This window comes from Photobacterium minamisatsumaniensis (genome assembly GCF_050336695.1).
Taxonomy (GTDB): Bacteria; Pseudomonadota; Gammaproteobacteria; order Enterobacterales; family Vibrionaceae; genus Photobacterium; species Photobacterium minamisatsumaniensis.
In genome coordinates this window covers 1-1,656 of sequence record NZ_JAKJSI010000103.1, presented here as the reverse complement: position 1 = coordinate 1,656, position 1,656 = coordinate 1, and the positions used below count along the sequence as shown (strand labels likewise).

Below are 1,656 nucleotides of genomic sequence, written 5' to 3'. Positions count from 1 at the left end.
AGATTAAGGTAACCCGCACCATTTCACGGAACGATTTTTACTGCATTGCGACCCACATTGAAACCACAAAACAACCAGCGGCAATGACACCTAAACCGTTAGAAAAAATGGTATATAGCATTATATTATATTGCTGATTACCCCCCCCACATATAATCGCTCAAGAAAAAATTACACCTTGTCATAGCTTGGTATAATGCTACACGAAGAAATCATATTTAACTTACAACCATCATATTTAGAGGTGTTATTTACACATTAGGTAAGCAACCTTTCTATTGTTAAAAAATAGTACAAGCCCAGACGTGACCATTAATAAACCAGTATATAAATTAGCCAAAACATCAGGACTATCATTATAACCTTGCTTCATAAAGTAGAACGCTAATGTTACTGACCAGATGTTATTCATGATTATATATAACGATAACAAACCACAACCAACTCTTGCAAATTCAAATGGCGTGGTATTTTTTGTTGTTTCAATTGTTATTGACGGGACGATTTTATTTGTGACCGTCATGGGGAAAAACCATAATATTGCTGCAATAACAAGATACAGTGCTATTACAACGTAAACGCCTAAATTCTCTAGCCCCAAAGACCTAGCTGTTGTGATTAAAGAAAATAAGGAAACAGCTGCTTCCGTTATTAAAAAAACTGAAAACAACCTTATACCTGTAGCTAACCATAATTTAATGTTCATTGGCACTCCTGACAATAAATTGTAAATATGCAACCTTAGAATAAGGTGAATTAAATCATATAAGTGACAATTAATAACTATTTAAAATTGAATACTTCGAGCGATATCGAATACTTATGACTGAAAGCAATATAACGCCCTTGTGAAGTTTCCCGCCCCTAAACCCAAGCAGTACACCGTAATCACAGAAGCCAATTCATACTGAAAATGCCACGTGTTAAGGGTCAACTTGCACAGTTTGTTATATGAACACTGAAATCAAAGCGGCTTGGCCGCCCCACCGAGACAGCAGGAAAAACAACCCAAGACCACGGTGCTTACTGTAACCGCGAGCACCACACTACCAACAATTAATTACCTTACTTGGCTGTGTAATTTCAGCAACTTAGTAAACACGGAAATAATAACGAACCAACACAATATTCAACAGTGCGGACTCATGAATTTGAGAGAGGCAAGGCTATTTATACCAATGAACATTGGCATGGGACTGAGGTAAACCGCACCAATTCACGGAACGATTTTCATTGCATTGCGACCCACATTGAAACCACAAAACAACCAGCGGCAATGAGACCTAAACCATAAGAAAAAATGGCATATAACGCCTGGGATAAGGTGCGCCACGGTAAACTCACCAAGCACACCGAACTCCATACCAAAACCGCCGAGTGTAACGCGTCACCTTGATACCTTTGATACTTATTGAGCCTTCTCCGACAACATGCCCCATAGGAGTATGCTGGAAGGCGACTAAACCAATAATACGGAGAAGACTCATATGCAATTTTATACGAAGAACCACCCTTATTACTGCGGTATAGATCTCCATGCCCGTTCTTTATATGTCTGCATCATCAATCATGACGGCGAAATTTGTATTCATCGAGAAATTAAAGCTTCTCCCGACCAGCTAATGAGAATACTTGAACCTTATATCATCGGGAATA

The 1,656-nt window shown here is 38.7% G+C and carries 1 protein-coding gene and 1 pseudogene; one reads left to right on the top strand and one right to left on the bottom strand.

Annotation, left to right across the window (positions count from 1 at the left end; all coding sequences use genetic code 11):
- Window positions 1–247: 247 nt before the first annotated feature.
- Entirely contained in the window at window positions 248–706 is a 459-nt protein-coding gene (locus L4D78_RS28190; protein ID WP_428469988.1) for a GNAT family acetyltransferase, read from the bottom strand.
- 781 nt (window positions 707–1,487) lie between these two features.
- Here L4D78_RS28190 and L4D78_RS28185 point away from each other — a divergent pair.
- Window positions 1,488–1,656, top strand: a pseudogene (locus tag L4D78_RS28185) (IS110 family transposase); the annotation flags it as partial.